This is a genomic window from Aquimarina sp. AWH4_224 (assembly GCF_056160245.1).
Genome location: NZ_JBSWWU010000004.1, coordinates 24,300 through 44,911 on the forward strand (window position 1 = coordinate 24,300; position 20,612 = coordinate 44,911).

Consider the following 20,612-nt stretch of genomic DNA (forward strand, 5'->3'; position numbering starts at 1 on the left):
CCAAATTAAAGTTTTCAATCTAGCTCTGCCCATAACCAAAAACTTTATCAACAATAAATTGAAATGGGCAAACCCAAATACATAATTCCGGGGACAGTAAAAGAAGATCAAATTGAAAATGATTTATCCAATTTTTTTGGAATTATAAGTGGACGAATTAAAAGACAATTTCGCCTACTATGCACCGATGAACTAAAAACTGGAGCTGATAAAATATATAGTTCTTCACGAGGCTTTCTAATTTACCTTCAATATAAAGCTTCAGAAGGATTAAAATCTATAGAAGATTATCCTTCGGGTACTAGAAAAGATAGAAGTAAATTAGAAGATGTTAGGGAATATAGAGAGGATAAAAAATTTGATGACTGCCCCACATTATACTTTAAGCTTAGAGAAAAATCAAAAGTAAGAGCGAAAGATTATCAACATAATATCCTGCTCAAACATGCCAATAAAAAAAGTTCTCAAGCAATTTACGTAGCTAATCTTGAATTAGATAAAGAAAAGTATAATCAAAAGTTATGGCATTCAGCTAATGAAGTTAATCATCCATTTTATTGGTTTGACCACCCAAGAGTTCCTTTTAGTGACATTGCATATGAAATTTCTATGATACCATTTTTGAAAGAGCATGTTTCAATTGTCCCTCATTCGAAAGTAGATACTGCTAATCATTACTATTCGTATTCTGAATTGGGATCTAATGTTGCCTTTCATTCCCCTGAAATTGTATCTAAGAGAATCTCAAATTTAGCAAACTTTCTACGAGATCAATTACTTGGCCTGTACAACAGAAAAATTGAAACTAGCTCCATCGAAGACATTTTTAGCCAGATATTAAATGAGGATCTGTTCAACGAAGTGAGTCAAAAAGATCCAGTAGATGGATTAATTGAATACGGAAAATGGTTACACAATGAATTTGGTATCAGGCAATATTTAATATTAGACAATAGATAAAAAGTCAATAACATTATATATAGCAATAAATAGGGTGTTTAATGGTTTATGAAAGTACTGTGTCGGTATTATTCAACAACACCGCCAAATCGTTGATTTGGTTCTTAAGAATGAGTAAATTAAAAATAAAACACAACGTTTTGACTAAGTGTAAAACTTGAAGTTTATTGCCTTCTACATCATTGATTACTATATATTAACCACTAAAAGTTCAATAAAAAGTTTTAGTACTTAAAATAATAGCTTAAGTAATATTTCATTTGATCTATGTAATAGTAACATATTAATGAAATGATTGAAAAATAGTCTTAAGGTATAATCTTGAATTACAATTTGCTAGTGAGAAAAAAGAAGATATGCTCTCTTAAAGGAATTGATAGCATTTTAGGGTGAGATGTAAAGATTAAAAAATACATTTGAAAGCTAACCTAGATTTAGTTGTTAATATATGATTGCTAAAAGCTTTGAGGTATTTAAAGGTGGATTTTCGATGTAATTTATTGATTGTCAGATTTAAGTATGCGGTTCGCTTTTTGGCCAAATGATACTATATTAGTCCATATGATGCCATGAAAAGTGGGCAAAAAGTGGGCAAGGCTATAAGAAAACAAAAAGAGTTACGAAATTTGACGATCGTAACTCTTTGATTATAGGCGTGGTCCCACTTGGGCTCGAACCAAGGACCCCCTGATTATGAGTCAGGTGCTCTAACCAGCTGAGCTATGGGACCTAAAACGGACGGCAAATTTAAGGATTTGACCAATACAGGCCAAACATTTTTTATTTTAATTTATATCCTGACAAAGCTCTATCAAAACCCCATTGGTGCTTTTGGGATGCAGAAAAGCAACGAGCTTGTTGTCTGCCCCATGTTTAGGAACTTTGTTAATGATCTGAAACCCTTCTTTTTCCAGTCTTTCTAACTCTTTTTCAATATCATCTACATCAAAAGCAATATGATGAATGCCTTCTCCTTTTTTGGAGATAAATTTTCCTATCGGACCTTCTTCATCGGTGCTGGCCAGTAATTCGATTTTACTCTCTCCTACTTTAAAAAAAGAGGTGATTACGGCTTCGCTTGCTACTTCTTCCTGTTTATAAGGAGCTACACCCAAAAGCTGCTCATACAACGCATTGGCTTTGTCGATATCTTTTACGGCAATACCTAAATGTTCTATTTTATTAATATGATTCATTTTACCTTTTTATTATACGATGGGATAAAATTAAAATAATTTTAGTGGTTTTAAGAATAAACATATCACAAACCGATACGTTTAAAAGCAGCGCTTTCAAATATTTTTCTGTAAGCATAGCTATTTATTTTTCGTAGAAAATCTTGAAGCCTTGGAAAGATTTTAGGAAAATAAATATGGTTTTCAACCTAGTTGAAAAATGCCTAAGAAAAAGTGCCTTTTCTTTTGATTCTTTTCTTTGGGCAAGCAAAGAAAATGAATGAATTATGGAAAAGTACTGTTTAAGTTATCTAAAAGATAAAGTGTCTTAGTCTTAAATAATATTAATATGTATTTTTGCACCTATGGAAACAAACAGACAGAAAAAAATTGCTGGAGTATTACAACGCGATGTAGCCGATGTAATACAACAAGCGTTACGTGATGCTGGGGTGAAGGGGATTTTGGTTTCCGTAACCAAGGTAAGTGTTACTACAGATCTTTCTATCGCAAAAGTATATATGAGTATCTTTCCGCATGAAGAGGGAGAAAATGTTCTAAAAGAAGTAAATGCTGTAAAATCACAAATCAAACATCAGGTGGCATTACGCACCAAAAATCAACTACGTCGTATGCCAGAGATGTACTTTTTTATTGATGATTCTTTAGAATATATTTCTAATATAGAAAAAGCAGTAAAGGGAGAAGAAAATCCTATTCATAATCCAGATTTATTGGAAAGGCGTAAAAAGAAGTGAATTTTTCATACTACATCGCCAAGCGATATCTATTCTCTCCGGGTAGCAGTAATGCGATCAATATTATCACAATTATTGCAGCCACCGGAGTGGTTATAGGAGCGATGGCCTTGTTCTTGGTATTGTCAGGATTCGCTGGGCTCAAAGATTTTAGTCTTCAGTTTTCGTCATATTTTGATCCTGATCTTAAGATTTTCCCTGCCAGTGGTAAAACATTCACTTTTGATGCTGCCCAAAAAGAAAAATTAAAGGGTCTTGAGGAGATCGCCTATTTTTCTGAAATAGTAGAAGAGCGGGTTTTTTTAGAATTTAGAGATAAGCAAAAAGCAGCCTTTATAAAAGGAGTCGATCAAAATTACAGCAATGTGATCCAAACTGACAGTATTATTGTTTATGGAGAATGGTTGACGAACAACGACTTTCAGGTGGTCGCGGGTAATGGTATTAGCCGTGAATTAAGTATGACCGTCGAGCCAACCTATACCAATTTGTTGAGTATCTATGCTCCCAAACCTGGTAAAGGAATTCCTAATGACCCTTCCAAAGCGTTTCGGGTAGAAAAGGTGGTAAATATTGGGATTTATAGTGTAAATGAAGAGCTGGATAAAAAATACATTTTTGCAACTACAGGTCTTGCCAGAGCCTTGTTAGATCTTCCAAAAGATAAAGTTACTCATATAGAGTTGAAACTAACTCCAGGAGCAGACGAAGCGTTGCTGAGAGAAAAACTTTCGGCTGTTTTTGGTAACGATGCGATTGTAAAAAACAGAGTGCAACTTAATGATACCCTTTATAAGATGCTGAACACAGAGAATTTGGTTTCTTATCTGGTGATTACTCTTATTGCCATTATTGCTTTATTTAATGTTGCAGGGGCTATCATTATGATGATTATCGACAAAAAAGGGAATGCCAAAACGCTTTACAACATTGGGGCTACGGTGCCTATGATTCGAAAAATATTTTTATTTCAGGGATCATTAATGACGGTACTTGGAGCTATTTTGGGATTACTTTTAGGGTATATCCTTATCGTATTGCAACAGCAGTTTGGCTTACTAATGATAACACCATCGTTGGCCTATCCCACAAAAATTACAGTAATGAGTTTTGTGGTAGTATTTCTTACCATAACGGTCATAGGATTTGTAGCATCATTGCTAGCATCTAGTAGAATTAACTACGAGTTAGTGAGTTAAATCTCTATACAAACTGATATCCGGCAAATTTTTCCAAAACTTCGTCAAAAGAAGCAAAAACATCATCAGGATGATCGCTGGTTACCATTTTGGTGCGATATTCTTTGAAGTGAGGAATACCTTTGAAATAATTGGTATAGTGTCTTCGTGTTTCAAAAACGCCTAATTTTTCTCCTTTCCAATCGATAGACATTTGTAAGTGTCTACGTGCTGCGGTTACACGCTCTTCAATAGTAGGGGGAGCTAGATGTTCTCCAGTCTTAAAAAAGTGCTTTACTTCTTTAAAAAACCAGGGGTATCCAATGCTGGCCCTACCGATCATAGCACCATCTAAACCGTATTGATCTCTCATTTCTACAGCACGTTCTGGAGAGTCTACATCCCCGTTTCCAAACACAGGAATATGCATTCTGGGATTGTTTTTTACTTCTGCGATGGGTTTCCAGTCGGCATTACCTTTATACATTTGGGCACGGGTACGACCGTGTATGGAAATGGCTTTACAACCCACGTCTTGTAAACGTTCTGCTACTTCTACTATTCGAATAGAATCGTGATCCCAACCTAACCTTGTTTTTACGGTTACTGGTAATTTGGTATGCTCTACCATTGCCTTGGTAAGCGATACCATAAGATCAATGTCCTTTAAGATTCCTGCTCCAGCGCCTTTGCTCACTACCTTCTTTACAGGGCAACCAAAATTGATATCGATAATATCAGGTCGTGAGGCTTCTACGATCTCTACAGATTTAAGCATCGAATCCAGGTTGGCACCAAAGATTTGAATACCAACAGGTCGTTCTTTTTCGTAGATATCTAATTTCATGACACTCTTTGCAGCATCCCGAATGAGTCCTTCGCTCGAAATAAATTCGGTATATACCACATCAGCCCCTTGTTCTTTACACAAAGCACGAAATGGAGGATCGCTCACGTCTTCCATCGGCGCTAATAACAAAGGAAATTCTCCTACATCTATGTCTCCAATCTTAGCCACAGCAACTATTAATTTTTGGCAAAAATACGAATTATAATAGACCTAAGAATTGAAGCTAGGAATATCTGGGGTAAAAATACCGTGAGAGATGATATAAACCTTCTAAAATCAATTATATTTGCAAGTCATTAACAGTGTGAAAATTGCGTGAGGGATAGTAGCAAGCTACCCTGTAGCGCGGATAGCCCGACCTGTAATGAAATGGAAGGGCACGCCCAGAAACCTATTTGAGAAAGAAGAATGAAGCATATTAGAAACTTTTGTATTATAGCGCATATCGACCATGGTAAAAGTACGTTAGCAGATCGGCTATTGGATTATACCGGTTCGGTAACTGCTCGTGAGGCGCAGGCTCAGCTATTGGATAATATGGATCTTGAGCGAGAACGTGGGATCACCATCAAGAGTCATGCGATACAAATGGAGTATACGTACAAAGGAGAGCAATATGTATTGAATCTTATTGATACTCCGGGGCATGTGGATTTCTCTTATGAAGTTTCTCGATCTATTGCTGCCTGCGAGGGAGCATTGTTGGTTGTAGATGCTGCACAAAGTATACAAGCCCAGACTATTTCTAACCTGTATTTGGCTTTGGAGAATGATCTGGAAATTATACCTGTACTTAATAAAGTAGATTTACCTAGTGCGAATCCAGAAGAGGTAACCGATGATATTGTGGATTTGTTAGGATGTGATGCCGAAGAAGTAATCCCAGCCAGTGCAAAAACCGGTATTGGGATCGAAGAGATTTTGGAAGCGGTAATCGAACGCATACCTGCCCCAGAAGGAAATCCTGAAGAGCCATTGCAAGCACTAATTTTTGATTCGGTGTACAATCCTTTTAGAGGAGTGGAAACTTATTTTAGGGTAGTTAACGGAGAAATCAAGAAAGGGCAACAGATTAAATTTGTTGCAACGGGCAAGAACTATTTTGCTGATGAAATAGGAACGTTAAAGTTGAATCAGGTTCCTAAACAAGTTATAAAAACCGGAGATGTAGGATATTTAATTACCGGAATTAAAGATGCAAGGGAGGTAAAAGTAGGAGATACAGTTACCGATGCCAAAGTACCTACTCAAAATGCGATTGAAGGATTTGAGGATGTAAAACCCATGGTATTTGCAGGGATTTACCCGGTAGATACTGAAGATTATGAAGAACTTCGCGCTTCTATGGAGAAACTACAGCTTAACGATGCGTCGCTGGTATTTACACCAGAGAGTTCTGCGGCTTTGGGCTTTGGTTTTCGATGTGGATTCCTGGGGATGTTACACATGGAAATTATCCAGGAACGACTAGAGCGAGAATTTAATATGACTGTAATTACTACGGTTCCTAACGTATCTTACCATGCGTTTACCAATAAAGAGCCAGATGAGGTAATTATTGTAAATAACCCATCAGATTTACCCGACCCTTCAAAAATGAATCGGGTAGAAGAGCCTTTCATTAAAGCTTCTATTATTACCAAAGCAGACTTTGTCGGTCCGGTAATGTCATTGTGTATCGAAAAAAGAGGGCAAATTACCAATCAAACGTATCTTACTCCAGAACGTGTTGAGCTGACTTTTGATATGCCTTTAGCAGAGATCGTTTTTGATTTTTACGATCGTTTAAAAACGGTTTCCAAAGGGTATGCTTCTTTTGATTATGCCCCTATTGGTATGAGAGCGTCAAAACTGGTGAAAGTAGATGTACTTTTAAATGCAAATACGGTAGATGCACTTTCTGCCTTGTTACACCAGGATAATGCATACGATATTGGTAAGAAAATGTGCGAAAAACTGAAGGAACTCATCCCAAGACAACAGTTTGATATTCCTATCCAGGCGGCTATTGGAGCTAAAATTATTGCTCGAGAAACGGTGAAAGCCCTTCGTAAAGATGTTACTGCCAAATGTTATGGTGGTGATATTTCTCGTAAAAGAAAATTATTGGAAAAACAGAAGAAGGGTAAAAAGCGTATGCGTCAGGTAGGTAATGTGGAAATTCCTCAGGAAGCATTTATGGCCGTGCTGAAGTTGAATGACTAACCGGTCATCGACCTAAACTAGAAATATACTTGTAAGAAACAGACTTCTTTTTATTTGCGCTAAAATAGGTTTAAGTGCAATTTTATTCGCTGAAATACTCATTTTCTGTAAAAAATTTGTATCTTGCGGTCGGTAAACCCCTAGACCTAAGTAATTTGTAGCGATGCGTATGATTTACTGCTATATCATAAAGTAGCCATTTGTACGTTATCACTATTGCACTAAACTAACAACTATGCAAAATTTTTCGCCTACCCGTATCCCTATTTATGTATATTTTTTTGCGATTGCTGTAGTACTAGCTTGTTTGTCGTAAAGAAAATATAACATCTTTTAGTTCAGCAGAATTCTGCTTTTATTCATGAAGAATCCAACAGCTTATACTTGGGCTGCAAGTTTTTTGTCGTTGATCATTTTTGATAAGATGTATTCAACCCCATTATCATTATTACTCTTTGTGGTATAATTAGCAACTTCTTTTACGTTCGGATGTGCGTTTTCCATAGCGAAGCTATATTGTGCACGGGTCATCATCTCTAGATCATTATTATAATCTCCAAAAACCAGTGTTTCTTGGGTAGAAATCTGATATTTTTCCTGCAATTGCTGTAGCGCATGACCTTTGTTTGCCAAATTATGAGACAGATCCAACCAAATTTCCCCAGACACTTTTACTTTTAGTTTGTCTTCTAGATGTTTTAAGGCTGGATACAGATATTTTTCGGATCCTTTTTGATTACAAATTGCAATTTTAAGGTATTTGTCATCGGTAACTTCTGCCAGGTTTTCTACAATTTCATAACGGCCATAATATTCTGAAAACATATCTACAAAGTCTTGTCCGTAGTCTTCGATGTATCCTTTTTTTCGACCACAAAGAATCACCTGAGAGCCTTTCAAAGTTCTGGCAATTTCCAGTAACTCCAAATAGGTTTCCCGATCAATTTCGGTGGTTTGAAGCTCTTTGTTTTGCCTCATCGTAAGTGCCCCATTCTCTGCAATAACATAGATATCATCTTTGATAGGTTTTAGCTTATCGATAATACTATAATATTGTCTTCCGCTTGCAGCAACAAAGGTTACTCCAAGCGAATTAAGCTCTTCAAATAGTTCGAAGAAATGACGACTTACTTCTCCTTTAGAGTTGAGTAGTGTTCCGTCCATGTCGGTAGCGACCAATTTAATCTGTGATAAATCCATAACAATTGTAGTTTCCTTGGTTAAAGGTATAAGAGTTTGTGCTAAAACTAGGGCTATTTATGTGAAGATAATATTAATTTAGCCGAAAAGCGGTATTTTAGAACAGTTTGCTAAGCTTAACGGGACCAACAACAAAAAAATATGAAATTCTTCCAAAAAGAAATACAACTACAACCATATCCCAGAGGGTTTCACTTAATCACTCGAGAAATAGAGGCTTCATTTCCTGAGTTGAAACAGATACAGATTGGGCAGTTGCAGATATTTATTAAGCATACTTCAGCAAGCCTTACGATCAATGAGAATGCAGATCCTACAGTACGACAAGATTTTGAAAGTCATATGAATGTGATGGTACCTGAGAATGCTCCGTATTATATTCATACCTACGAAGGTCCAGATGACATGCCTGCACATATTAAAGCTTCATTGATGGGAACTTCGATACAAATACCGGTTACTAAGGGAAGGTTGAATTTGGGAACCTGGCAAGGAGTTTACCTATGCGAACATCGAGATTATGGAGGTGCCAGGAAGTTGGTGTTGACCGTGTTTGGATCCTAAAAAGAATTAGAACATCAAGCTTATCGAATCATAAACTTTACCATCCGATAAGCCTAATTTCTATATATTAATCAAACCATTGTGCCCATGGAATTCTGGATAACATTAAAATCCAAGCCAGGGTATAAAAAATGGCTAGCATTTTGAACTTTGGAGTAGAGGTCAATTTCTTTTTGTGCTTAGAATACCCTACAGTAATAAAAGTAATCATGAGAATCATGGTTAGCGGATGCTCTACATTATACAACCTTAACGTAGAATCTTTCATGATTTCTCCCATACCATGTGTTCCTGAAAACCACACGACAAGAGGAGATAAAAAGAAAATCACAATTCCGATCAGTAGTTGAATGTGTGACACAATAAGAGCAAATAAAGAAACTCTAAAATCTTTGGGCGCATACTCTTTCTTGGTAAAGAAACCGATTAAAGCATTTATAGTAGCCAAAGTAACGATTAATAGTACCAGATACGCCCAATAAGAGTGAACAATTTGAATAGCTTCGTACATAGTGAAGTGTTTATGTGTTTCGTTTTTTCAAAGGTAACTATAAAGAATAAAAAAACCTCATTCTATCAGAATGAGGTTTTTTGGTTGGTATGAATTACAGATTAGTTAAATAAGTAACGTAATCCGATTTGCATTTGCCATCTAGAAGATTGATTTCCGAAGTCATCAATTTGCTCTACGTCGTCAATTACGTTTTCGTTTAATTGGAAAGTAGGCACATTGTTTCCGTCGATATCAACGATATCTAATAAGTTTACTTCACTAGAGATAAACTTTCTAACTCCCCACTCCTTGTTTAAGAAGTTTCCAAAGTTTAAGATATCAGCAGTTAATTGTAAACCATGTCTGTTTTCTCCAACTTGAATAGAGAAATCCTGTACAAATCTCAAGTCGAAGATGTGGTTCCATGGTCCTCTGTCACCATTTCTTTCAGCATAATCTCCTCTTCTTTCGCTTAGATAATCGTCGTTTTCGATATAGTTGTTAAACGCTTCCCACTGTGCAGCTTGCTCTGCAGCTGTACCATCAAATTGGATTTCGCTAGCGTCTCTTGGTACGTAGATTAATGCACCATCATCAAAATCATCGTTAAGAACTAATTCGTTATTCTCATTTCCGTAAGTGTAAGAGAACGGACGAGATTGAGTTGCTTCATATACTAAACCAAGAGTAGTTTTGATATTTTCTGTCCATTTGAACTCATAAGAAATATTACTGATGATTCTGTGTCCAGCAGAGAAATCAGAACGAGTTAACGGTTGTCTAGCGTTTTTACCATTTACAGTTACCTGGTTGTTCCACTGAGAACTGTTCTGAGATGAAGTAGCATCAAAGATGTTTTCAGAATCACCATAAGAGTAAGAGAAACTTCCTTGGAAACCATTATCGAATGGTTTAGTTAATGTAAAAGAAGCATTCCAAGAATATCCTTCTCCAGTATTAGAAGCTAAGTAGATTCCAGAACCATAAGTTGAATCGATACGATCAAATAAGTTGTATCTAGGTCTGTTATCAGGACCATTATTAAGTACTTCTGAAGCTTCTCTAATATTTAAGTTCTCGTACTGTAACTGAGTAATGTTATCCTGATAAAGAAGGTCCGCAGAAGCGATAAGTCCCCACCAAGGTAATTTTTGATCTACAGCAATGTTGTACTTCATGATCTGTGGTAACTTAGTATCAGGAGCAAATAAGTCAATTTGTCCACCTACATCACCAGAACCAGGAGTTAAGTGTCTTGGCTGTGTATTTACATCTGGGTTAAAGAAGATAGGATCGTTAAAATCTCTTGCATCACTTACCCCTTGAGTAATACCGTTGTTGTTATATGTTCCACCTGCCCATACTAATGGTACTCGAGAAGTAAAGATACCTAAACCACCACGAAGTTGTGTAGTTCTGTCTCCGTTTACATCCCAGTTGAAACCAATTCTAGGAGCGATGTGTGCTCTTGATCTAATTGCTTTTCCTACTCTAGCACCCTGAAGATCTTTACCAGCTGCTTCAAGAAGTGCTACAGTTCTTGTATTAAAGTCTTCGTTTACTAATCCGTCATCCCACATTGGAATATCTACACGTAAACCAGCAGTTAATTTGAAGTTGTCTGTCATTTGTACTTCATCCTGAACGTAGAAACCAAGAACAAGACGATCAAATTCTGCAGCTCCTGTAGACTCATCACCAATACCACCTCCAGGAAGTAATGAGTAGTTGTAATCGTAACGGCTAGCTGCTTCGTTATTTAAGAATGCATCAACACCTGTAGTTCCTGCACCACTGTTGTCGAAATATCTGTAACGTCCAAAGTTATTTCTGAAGAATAAGTTCTTTGTAGAAGCAAATTCGTTTTGAGTACCAATAGTAATTGTATGTCTTCCTGAGAAGATACTAAAGTTGTTTGCGAATGTAAATACATCCTGATCAAGAAGGTTTGCAGTACTGAAACGCTCTGCACCAAAGTTGATTCCTCCGTCTCCATCATCTAAGAATACAGTAGGGAATGGGTCACCATCAGGATCCCGGTCATCTCTTACCAAAGAGTATCCTAAGATTAAGTTGTTAGAGAATTTATCTCCAATCGTAGAGTTCCACTCCAAAGTAGTTGTATTTGCAACACTTTCGAAGAACTCAGATCCGTTAGTAAAGTTAATAGTACCGTTACTAGATCCTCTTCCTTCTAAGTTTTCAGACTTCACGTAATTGTTCTTGATGAAGATCTGGTTGTTATCATCAATGTTCCAGTCTAAACGAATGGTAAATGTATTACCTAATAGAGTAGAAGCATTGTTGTCAAATGTTCCAATATCGTAGTTGTAACGACTTAATATTGTTTGTCTTAAGTTAGCAAGATCTTGAGCCGAAGAGTTACCTCTATAGTTCGAGATGTTGAAAGGAGCAGGAGTTTCGTTGTCTATTCTCTCGTAATTTGCAAAGAAGAATAATTTATCCTTGATGATCGGTCCACCAACTCTCATACCATAAGTAAGCGCAGTAAACTCATCAGTTTTTTCTCTTTCTTCTCCTTCTTCAAGTAAATCAACAGGCGTTTTACCTACTAAATCTTCATTTTTGAAGAAGGTATAGGCAGAAGCTTGCCATTGGTTAGATCCAGAACGAGTAATCGCGTTGATCGCACCTCCAGCAAAACCTGATTGTCTTACGTCAAATGGAGCAACATTAATCTGGAAAGTTTCAATCGCGTCGATAGAGAAAGGGTTGATTCCCGTTTGTCCACCATTTGTTCCTGAACCTGCAAGACCAAAAACGTCATTGTTTACAGCACCATCAATATAGATACCATTGAAACGGTTGTTTTGACCAGCAATAGAAACAGAGAAACCGTCATTTCCTTCAGTCAACTGAGCCTGAGGAGTTACTCTCACAAATTCTGCAATTGCCCTAGATGTGTTAGGTAAGGTGTTAATCTCACGCTGCGTTACCGTAGTTTCGGCTCCAGTTTTTCCAGAATCGAAAACACCATCACGAGTAGCAGTGATTACCACTTCTTCTAGCACATTAGATGCTTCTTGAAGTTGTGTATTGATCTTTTCGGCTTGTCCTAATTGAAGAAACACTCCATCTTTAATAAAACCTTGAAAACCAACATATGTAATGGTTACACGGTATGGTCCTCCTACACGCATGTTATTAATGCGATAAAATCCATCAAAATCTGTAGTTACACCGTACTTAGTCCCGGTTGGACCATGAACAGCTAGTACTGTTGCACCTGGTAAAGGCTCACCAGTGTTGTCAACAACCTTACCATTCATCGATGATGTAGTTACCCCTTGCGCATACGTTTCCCCAACGAATGCTAACAGGATTACAGCAAGTAAAAATGTAATCTTTTTCATTATAAATAATTGAGTTAATTAATCCGTGCAAATGAACAAATCTTTGTGGAAACCTACTTTATCTTAACGTTAAGACTTTTTCACAAAAATTTTATGGTATTAAAGTAACTACAAATATGGATGACGTTGGTTGTCAGTGAGTTGAAAATTTTCAAAAGTTATTAACTAAAATTATGTTAATTAATTCTGTTTTGAGAAATGCAACTTTAACATTTTTAAGCAGTCAATGAGTCAAAAAAAAGCCTTGAAATCATCACTTTCAAGGCTTTTGTTTTATTTGGATAAATACTTTTTTAGAAGGTTAGCTGTAGAAGAATCATGTTGATAACTCTCAGAATTGTTAATTTCGGACAAAATTTTTGTAGCCAATTGCTTACCTAATTCTACACCCCATTGATCATAACTGAATATATTCCATACAATCCCTTGCACAAAAATTCGTTGTTCGTACATAGATATCAGTGCGCCCAAATTTTTGGGAGTAAGTTTGTCGATTAAAACCGTAGTGGTAGGTTTATTTCCTTCAAATATTTTAAAAGGAGTAAGTTGATTGATTTTGGCTTCTGAAAGATTTTTAGAAGATAACTCTGCGACTACTTCTTCTTTGGTTTTACCGTTCATCAAAGCTTCGGTTTGTGCAAAGAAATTAGCCATCAATTTGTCTTGATGGTCCTGATCTCCAAACAAGCTATGTTTGAATCCAATAAACTCGGCCGGAATCAATTTTGTTCCTTGATGAATCAATTGAAAAAAAGCATGTTGTGCATTGGTGCCTGGTTCTCCCCAAATAATAGTTCCGGTTTGATAGGTAATCGGATTTCCGTTTCGATCTACGCTTTTTCCATTACTCTCCATGATCCCTTGTTGCAGATAGGCCGGTAATCGATGAAGGTATTGAGAATAAGGAATAATCGCTTCACTTTCGGCGTCAAAAAAGTTGTTATACCATACGCTTAATAGCCCAAGTATAACTGGAATATTTTCTTCAAAAGGAGTGTTTTTGAAATGTTGATCCATTTTGTATGCTCCTTCTAACAATGCTTCAAAGTTGTCATATCCCAAAGAAAGGCTTATCGATAAACCAACTGCGCTCCAAAGAGAAAAACGACCACCAACCCAATCCCACAGCGGGAAAATGTTGTCTTCGTCAATTCCAAATTTGGTCACGTTTGCGATGTTGCTGGATACGGCTACGAAATGCTTGCCTACCGCCTCGTTAGGTGCGTTTTGCGTAAACCACTTTCTAGCAGTAGTAGCATTAGAAAGTGTTTCCTGGGTAGAGAATGTTTTTGAAACGACTACAAAAAGTGTGGTTTCGGGATCTAAGCCTTTTAAATTTTGATGCGTGTGATCTCCATCAACATTAGAAATAAAATGAACGTTCAGATGGTTTTTATAGTATTCAAGGGATTCAGTAATCATTACCGGACCTAAATCAGATCCACCGATACCAATATTCACAATATCTGTAAACGCTTTTCCGGTATATCCTTTTAGTGCTCCAGAAATCACTTTGTCACTAAACTCTTTAATTTTTTGTTTTACCTCATTAACCTCGGGCAGTACACTTTTACCGTCAACTTCTATATTTTTATTTACAGGAGTTCTAAGTGCAGTGTGTAATACTGCTCTATCTTCGGTTTCATTAATTATACCACCTTCAAAATAGTGGGCGATGGCTTCATCTAATTTTACTTCTTTGGCAAGATCAATTAAAAGATTTTTGGTGGTTTGATCAATTCGGTTCTTTGAGTAATCCACATAAAAATCTTCCCATGTAATCGTAAAGAGATCGGCACGTTGTGGATGCGCCGTAAAAAGCTCTTTTAAATGCTTTCCTTTGATGTTCTCATAATGTGATTGTAGTGCTTCCCAGGCTTTTGTGGTGGTGGGGTTAATAGTTGGTAATGCCATTTTTATAAAATTTCTTTTGGTTTAAATAGTATACTGTCTAGCTCAGTTTTTATGGGTGCTATGTGGTTAAAAAAAGCAGGCCTTAAACTATCGGCTAGTGGTTTTGAAGAAGGTAAATCTTGTTTAAAAGGATCAACTTCTTTTCCGTTTTTCCAGAATCGGTAACATACATGAGGACCACTAGTGTTCCCGGTCATACCGATATATCCGATAACATCTCCTTGTCTTACATATTCACCTACTTTTACCGCCTGTCGGCTCATATGTAGATATTGAGTGTCATAGGTTGCGTTATGTCTTATTTTTACATATTTACCGTTACCTCCTCTACGTTCAGACTTGGTAACGATTCCGTCTGCTGTGGCCAGAATAGGAGTGCCTATAGGAGCAGCAAAATCGGTTCCTCGATGTGGTCTTATTTTATTTCCGTAATATTTGATTCTTCGTTTCAGATTATATCGTGAGGATATTCTACTAAATTTTACTGGAGCTCTCAAAAAGGCTCTTCGCAAATTATTGGCTTCGTGATCAAAATAATCTACGCCCCCATTAATAGAGTCGTCCTGAAACCTGAATGCGTAAATAGGTTTGCTACGATGTTCAAAATAAGAAGCTTTGATTTGGTCAATTCCTGCTGGGATAGTATCGTCTATAAATTTTTCGGTATAAATTACTTTGAAACGATCTCCTGCTTGTAACCTTGTAAAATCAATAGTCCAAGCATAGATATCTGCCATATTATATGCCACTAAAAAGTTGAGATCCAAATCGTCAAAGGTTTGCATTAAACTACTGGATATGGTACCTGATGCAGATTTTTCAACTAGTTTTACAGGTTTTTTTCTTTTTTGAGCAATAATCGAGTCTCTAAAATCGATAACCGTGTAATCTATCTTATTGTTTTGATATACAAATACCTGAGCGTTTGCTGAAGTGTCTTTGGATTTGAGTAACATGTAAGGCTTGCCAGCTTGTATTCTGGCTACATTGAAGGTATCTTTGATCGTATTAGTGATTTCAAACACTTTGGCTCTGGTCACACCATGAGCATCCATAATTGCGCCAAAGCTATCACCGGGCTTTACGGTATCTTTTACTACATTAAAATTTTGAAGTACATACCCAAACTCACGAACAACAGGAGCTTCTTTTTTTTCTTCTTTTACTTCAGGAACTGCTGCTTTTTCTTCTTTCTTTTCTTTTTGACATGAAAACACTACCACTATAAAGAGTAGCAAGTAACCTATATGCTTCAACTGATGACTATTTTATTGTTTGGTATTAAATTGATGAGTTACCCATTGTTGCCCCCAGTTTTCTTTCTCTTCGTCACTCCATAAATTCGGGAAAAACATAATTCTTTGAAAACTAGGAGGTAAAAAACTTTTCCAGTTTGTTCCTCCAGTAGCAAGTACTTCACCTTTATCTCTGTTAAGATACCTATATGCAGCACCCATATGCATTAATAACCAATTAATATTTACATTGGTGTCAAAAGTACGCAATGCTTCGATAAGGTGCACATTATTTTGCTCTTTTTCTGGTAGTTCGTGGTATTTGTGGAAAATCGTTGAGCGTTGTACTTGTTTAGCAATACGCATCATCCTAGGAGTATATCGATATTCGAATTGCTTTAAAGTAAGCGTTTTTTCACCGGTTTCGGCATCGGTAGCTCCAGATTTCCAATAGAGATGCTCAAAAACCTCTCCCAACGGATCTTGTTCAGAAAATTGATCCCTTTCTTTGGTATTTACCAAATTGACAAGAGGAGTACTGTAAATTTCAATCAATCGAAATTGAACAGATTGAAATCCACTGGCAGGTAGTAAGGACATTCTGTATTTTAGAAACTGATCTCGATCCATCCCTTTGATCATTACATCGAAGGAGTTAATCAATACCCTAAAATACCGGTTTACACGATCGAGTTTAGCTGTAAAAAAAGCCGCATTCTGTAATTTATCATCTATAATTTGCTTCAGTTCATGAATAATAAGTTTGAAATAAAGCTCAGTTATTTGATGATAGGTGATAAAAATTTCTTCATCAGGGAAATGAGTCCTGGGGATTTGAAGACTAAGCAAGGTGTCTAGATGGATGTAATCCCAATAGGTCAAATATCGATCATGAAGTAACCCATCAAGGTAAGATCCCAGATCTTGGCCTGAGTTCTTGAATTTAGTTTCTAATTGCTTTAGTTTTTCTGCAATTTCTGGCTTAACCGGTTCGCTCATTTAGTCTACAACAACTTTAAAAGGGTGTTTTAGACCTTTGAACGCATCCAGATCTGCTTTGATAGATCCTACAAGGATGTCGGCTTTAATTCTTACCGGCATGCGATTATCGTCGTCGCTCACCCAAACGGTCATACTTTCTTCTTCTTTGAAAATTCTATCCGCTTGTACAAAAGGTCTAAATTTTAAACATGCAATTTTACCCATTTTCGTTCGAATAACCTCTCTTCCTAAGAACTTTAACTTAAAAAGGTAGTTTTCATTGTCAAAAAACATGTTTACAAATTGTTCGTCACCCTTTTTCAGCGAAGTAGTGTTGATGCTGTTTCTCAGGTAGTAGAACGAAGACATCATATCCTGTACATTGGATTTTACAGGGAAAGTTTCTTTGGTATTGTACTTTTTATTAAAAACAAGTGCTTTTTTCTGACTGTGATCAAAGTTGATTTCGATATCCTTGGTATGCCCCCCTTCATTAATTTTTCTAATGAATCGATAGGGTTTTACCTCGCTTTTATCGATATAAGTTTCATATAAGTCTTCAACTTTAAAAAAGAGACTAAGGACTCCCGATGATTTTCCTTCTCCAATAATATGATGAACGGGTACGCCGTTTAGTGTTTCATCTTTTACTTGCAAGGTGGCATAACTTGCAGTAAACCAGCCATAGTGGATTCTGAATTTAAACCATTCTCCAGATTCAAAAGCTTGATGGCTCTCTTGTGCTGTAGCAGAAGAAAATGCTAAAACGGCAATGAATAGTAGGATAAGCTTTTTCATAGTTTGGGTATTATAATTGTTTCACCTAAAATGTATTATACCCCTAGATGATTACAATAAATATTCCAAAAGTAGTATTAAAAGTAATTACTTAAAAATGAATATTGTTATCAAAATATAAAAAAGAACAAAAAAGAGAGCCACCACAGCTCTCTTTTTTACTTTTATTAACCAACTAAAAACTTAAATTATGAGAATAATTATTGTTTTAGATATAAGTGGTAACCACTCCACTCATAATACAAAAATCAACTTTTTTTGAATAATTATCAAACGAAAACGTTTTTTTATTATGAATTTTAACAAAAATTTAGATGAAAATCCATAATTTTTCAATTTTCTCAAGATATTAACACTCTTTATTAGAATATCCGAAATGTTAAAAATCAGATATAATTACAAAGTTCCTCGTTGGGCTTGTTCTCTTTCAATGGCCTCAAAAAGTGCTTTGAAATTTCCTTTTCCAAAGGATTGTGCACCTTTTCTTTGAATAATTTCAAAAAACATGGTGGGTCGATCTAACACTGGTTTTGTGAAAATCTGAAGTAAATATCCTTCATCATCACGGTCAATCAAAATACCAAGGTCTTTTAATGGTTGTAAATCTTCATCGATTTCACCCACTCTATCTAATACTGTATCGTAATACGTTGCCGGAACGGTCAAGAACTCCACTCCACGGTTTTGAAGTTCAGAAACCGTTTCTATGATATTATCGGTAGCCACAGCAATATGTTGTACTCCTGCACCATTATAAAACTCTATATATTCTTCGATTTGAGACTTTTTTCTCCCTTCGGCAGGTTCATTGATTGGAAACTTAATTCGCCCGTTACCGTTGCTCATTACCTTACTCATAAGCGCAGTATATTCGGTAGAGATGTCTTTGTCGTCAAAAGAAACTAATTGAGCAAAGCCCATTACTTTGGCATAAAACTCACACCATTTGTTCATCTCGTTCCATCCCACGTTTCCAACCATGTGATCGATGTACTTCAAGCCTACAGATTTTGTTTTGTAAGGTTTGTTCCAAGCCATATATCCCGGTAAAAATGCGCCTTTGTAATTTTTACGTTCTACAAAAATGTGCACTGTTTCTCCATAAGTGTGGATTCCTGAAAATACAACTTTTCCATGCTCATCTTCTTCAGTTCTGGGTTCCATGTATGATTTAGCACCACGTTTTACAGTTTCGTTATAACTTTTGGTAGCATCATCTACCCAAAGGGCTACAACTTTTACTCCATCACCGTGAGCATTGATATGTTTGTTGATTTCACCGTCTGGTTGCAAAGGAGAAGTTAAAACCAATCGTATTTTGTCTTGCTGTAAGACATAGGAAACCCGGTCCTTTTTTCCTGTTTCTAGTCCAGCATAGGCAATGGGTTCAAAACCCCATGCGGTTTGATAGTAATAGGCCGCCTGTTTGGCATTACCTACATAAAGTTCTACATAATCTGTTCCTAACAAAGGCAAAAAATCTTCTGCTTGTGGAACTACTTTTTCTAAATTCTGTGGTGTTATATTGGTCGACATAATATTGTTATTTCGTAATTAATAGTTATAATGAGATTCAGAAATGGTATTATTTCCAAATCAATAAGGATTAAAAAATGAGAAACAACTTACCACATGGCTCGCAAATGTGGTGTAATATCAATTCTATTATTAAGCATGGTTTTACTATTCTGTGGTTTTACTCTAACCATGATTTATGATAACTTTCGTCGGCAATTTCCATAGCTTCTTGAGTAACCATTAATGGTTTAAAAGTATCTACCATTACTGCTAATTCATCGGTTTTGGTCTGCCCAATACTGCGTTCTACGGCTCCTGGATGTGGTCCATGAGGTATTCCAGCGGGATGTAAAGAAATATGTCCAGCATCAATATCGTTTCTACTCATAAAATCACCATCTACATAGTAGAGCACTTCGTCACTATCGATGTTGCTGTGATTGTATGGTGCAGGGATCGCTTGCGGATGATAATCGTATAATCTTGGTACAAAAGAACACACCACAAAAGCATCTGTCTCAAAAGTTTGATGTACTGGTGGTGGTTGATGTACTCTACCAGTTATTGGTTCAAAGTCATGTATAGAAAAAGCATAAGGGAAATTGAAACCATCATAACCTACAACATCAAATGGATGAGTCGCATAGATCATATCAAAAATTTCATCCTGTTTTTTTACTTTGATCAAAAAATCTCCCTTTTCGTCATTGGTTTCTAATTCATAGGGGGCTCTAAGATCCCGCTCACAAAAAGGAGAATGTTCTAACAATTGACCAAACCAGTTGCGATATCTTTTTGGAGTATAAATAGGTCGTCTTGATTCTACAATAAATAAACGGTTATCTGTAGTGTCAAAATCCAGTTTATAGATGGTTCCTCTTGGGATTAAAATATAATCTCCGTATTTGAAATCGATGTTACCCAGGTGGCTTCTAAATTTCCCATTTCCTTTGTGGATAAATATAAGCTCGTCGGCATCTGTATTTTTATAAAAATAATCCGTTGTAGGATTTTGAGGAGCAGCCAAAATGATGCTTACGTCAGAATTGGTCAATACATTTTTTCTGCTTTGTAAATAATCTTTTTCTGGTTGTACTTTGAAACCATGAAATCGATATGATTTGATATTGTTGGCTATTGCGATTTTTGGAGCAACACTATAACTCCCTTTGATTTCCTTTACCTGAGTAGGGCGATGACAATGGTACATGTTTGTAGACATGCCATCAAAACCGATGGTTCCAAATAATTGTTCGTAATAAAGATTGCCATCGGGCTTTTTGAAGATCGTATGGCGTTTAGGTGGAATTGTTCCTAAAGAATGATAAAAAGGCATGATGATTTTATTTAAGGTATTAACACTACTTTTTTTAAAACAAAAAGAGTGTAGGCCTTATTCCGGATTACGT

The 20,612-nt window shown here is 36.4% G+C and carries 16 protein-coding genes and 1 tRNA gene; 5 read left to right on the forward strand and 12 right to left on the reverse strand.

Annotated features, from left to right (window positions below):
* Positions 1–63 precede the first annotated feature (63 nt).
* Positions 64–960, forward strand: a complete 897-nt coding sequence (locus ACXAGJ_RS09025; RefSeq protein WP_474839081.1) for a hypothetical protein — start codon at positions 64–66, stop codon at positions 958–960.
* 656 nt (positions 961–1,616) lie between these two features.
* On the opposite strand, the gene ACXAGJ_RS09030 is transcribed toward ACXAGJ_RS09025, so the two are convergent.
* A tRNA-Ile gene (locus ACXAGJ_RS09030) sits at positions 1,617–1,690 on the reverse strand.
* 55 nt (positions 1,691–1,745) lie between these two features.
* On the reverse strand, positions 1,746–2,147 hold the full coding sequence (gene mce / locus ACXAGJ_RS09035; protein ID WP_474839780.1) for a methylmalonyl-CoA epimerase: 402 nt from the start codon (positions 2,145–2,147) through the stop codon (positions 1,746–1,748).
* Between the two features lie 353 nt (positions 2,148–2,500).
* Here mce and rbfA point away from each other — a divergent pair, with 353 nt between their 5' ends.
* Together rbfA and ACXAGJ_RS09045 are read left to right on the forward strand one after the other, a co-directional pair.
* Entirely contained in the window at positions 2,501–2,893 is a 393-nt protein-coding gene (rbfA, locus tag ACXAGJ_RS09040; protein ID WP_073316214.1) for a 30S ribosome-binding factor RbfA, read from the forward strand.
* Positions 2,890–4,092: an ABC transporter permease gene (locus tag ACXAGJ_RS09045; RefSeq protein WP_474839084.1), complete on the forward strand. Its 1,203-nt coding sequence runs from the start codon at positions 2,890–2,892 to the stop codon at positions 4,090–4,092. The genes rbfA and ACXAGJ_RS09045 overlap by 4 nt, the downstream gene beginning before the upstream one ends.
* 4 nt (positions 4,093–4,096) lie before the next feature.
* Here ACXAGJ_RS09045 and dusB read toward each other — a convergent pair whose 3' ends face one another.
* Entirely contained in the window at positions 4,097–5,089 is a 993-nt protein-coding gene (gene dusB / locus ACXAGJ_RS09050; RefSeq protein ID WP_474839086.1) for a tRNA dihydrouridine synthase DusB, read from the reverse strand.
* Between the two features lie 240 nt (positions 5,090–5,329).
* Here dusB and lepA point away from each other — a divergent pair, with 240 nt between their 5' ends.
* A complete protein-coding gene (gene lepA, locus ACXAGJ_RS09055; protein ID WP_473283745.1) occupies positions 5,330–7,126 on the forward strand; it encodes a translation elongation factor 4 in 1,797 nt (598 codons plus the stop codon).
* Positions 7,127–7,504: 378 nt separating this feature from the next.
* On the opposite strand, the gene ACXAGJ_RS09060 is transcribed toward lepA, so the two are convergent.
* A complete protein-coding gene (locus ACXAGJ_RS09060) occupies positions 7,505–8,326 on the reverse strand; it encodes an HAD family hydrolase (protein ID WP_474839088.1) in 822 nt (273 codons plus the stop codon).
* 141 nt (positions 8,327–8,467) lie between these two features.
* Between ACXAGJ_RS09060 and ACXAGJ_RS09065 the strand changes: the two genes are divergently transcribed.
* Complete coding sequence (locus ACXAGJ_RS09065) at positions 8,468–8,890, forward strand: secondary thiamine-phosphate synthase enzyme YjbQ (protein ID WP_474839090.1); 423 nt, start codon at positions 8,468–8,470, stop codon at positions 8,888–8,890.
* A gap of 67 nt (positions 8,891–8,957) precedes the next feature.
* On the opposite strand, the gene ACXAGJ_RS09070 is transcribed toward ACXAGJ_RS09065, so the two are convergent.
* The 8 genes from ACXAGJ_RS09070 to ACXAGJ_RS09105 form a co-directional block, all read right to left on the reverse strand.
* Complete coding sequence (locus tag ACXAGJ_RS09070; RefSeq protein ID WP_474839092.1) at positions 8,958–9,401, reverse strand: hypothetical protein; 444 nt, start codon at positions 9,399–9,401, stop codon at positions 8,958–8,960.
* A 101-nt stretch (positions 9,402–9,502) separates the two neighbouring features.
* Entirely contained in the window at positions 9,503–12,757 is a 3,255-nt protein-coding gene (locus ACXAGJ_RS09075) for a TonB-dependent receptor (RefSeq protein ID WP_474839094.1), read from the reverse strand.
* Positions 12,758–13,030: 273 nt separating this feature from the next.
* Complete coding sequence (gene pgi, locus ACXAGJ_RS09080) at positions 13,031–14,671, reverse strand: glucose-6-phosphate isomerase (protein ID WP_474839096.1); 1,641 nt, start codon at positions 14,669–14,671, stop codon at positions 13,031–13,033.
* 2 nt (positions 14,672–14,673) lie between these two features.
* Positions 14,674–15,927 carry a peptidoglycan DD-metalloendopeptidase family protein gene (locus ACXAGJ_RS09085; RefSeq protein ID WP_474839098.1) on the reverse strand — a complete coding sequence of 418 codons (1,254 nt, stop codon included), beginning with the start codon at positions 15,925–15,927 and terminating at the stop codon, positions 14,674–14,676.
* A 12-nt stretch (positions 15,928–15,939) separates the two neighbouring features.
* Positions 15,940–16,905, reverse strand: a complete 966-nt coding sequence (locus ACXAGJ_RS09090) for a tryptophan 2,3-dioxygenase family protein (protein ID WP_474839100.1) — start codon at positions 16,903–16,905, stop codon at positions 15,940–15,942.
* The gene (locus ACXAGJ_RS09095) at positions 16,906–17,685 is read right to left on the reverse strand and encodes a DUF3108 domain-containing protein (RefSeq protein WP_474839102.1); all 780 of its coding nucleotides are present in this window, start codon (positions 17,683–17,685) and stop codon (positions 16,906–16,908) included.
* A 396-nt stretch (positions 17,686–18,081) separates the two neighbouring features.
* Positions 18,082–19,221, reverse strand: a complete 1,140-nt coding sequence (gene hppD / locus ACXAGJ_RS09100) for a 4-hydroxyphenylpyruvate dioxygenase (protein WP_474839104.1) — start codon at positions 19,219–19,221, stop codon at positions 18,082–18,084.
* Positions 19,222–19,381: 160 nt separating this feature from the next.
* Positions 19,382–20,539 (reverse strand): homogentisate 1,2-dioxygenase, encoded by a 1,158-nt coding sequence (locus tag ACXAGJ_RS09105; protein ID WP_474839106.1) that lies wholly within the window; start codon positions 20,537–20,539, stop codon positions 19,382–19,384.
* Positions 20,540–20,612: the final 73 nt, after the last annotated feature.